General features: G+C 30.8%; 1 protein-coding gene. It reads left to right on the top strand.

The window, feature by feature from the left end:
* Positions 1 to 266, top strand: a 266-nt coding sequence (locus tag BW716_RS35890; RefSeq protein WP_220388958.1) for a hypothetical protein, incomplete at its 5' end; no start/stop codon positions are given.
* Between the last annotated feature and the right edge of the window lie 88 nt (positions 267 to 354).

Genomic DNA, 354 nt, shown 5'->3' with positions numbered 1-354 from the left:
GGCGCATCCCCCTACCCCCAGCGCACCCCCTCACCACCTCACAGCGCGGGGATGTAACTAGGAGAAAAAAACAAAAAATGAGAAGAAAGAAAAAAAAAAAAAAAAAAAAGAAGAAGAAATTCATTTATAAAAAAAAAAAAAAAAAAAAAAAAAAAAAAAAAACATCTTACATACTTATAAATCGGTTAAACCCTTATAAATATTTTTCCCATGTTGGAAAAAATAATAGTTTTTTAAAGAATTTGTTTTGGTGGGGAAAAAATTAAAAAAGGAGAGGATAAAAAAGGGGGTGGGATGTTTTTTTTGGGGGGTGTAAAGATAAGAGAGCGGAGGGTTTTTTTTTTTAAAAAAAAA

Origin of the sequence: [Flexibacter] sp. ATCC 35208, from assembly GCF_001975825.1 — a bacterium.
Taxonomy (GTDB): Bacteria; Bacteroidota; Bacteroidia; order Chitinophagales; family Chitinophagaceae; genus Chitinophaga.
The sequence above is the reverse complement of the archived record's forward strand: the minus strand, read 5'-3'. Positions and strand labels throughout refer to the sequence as shown.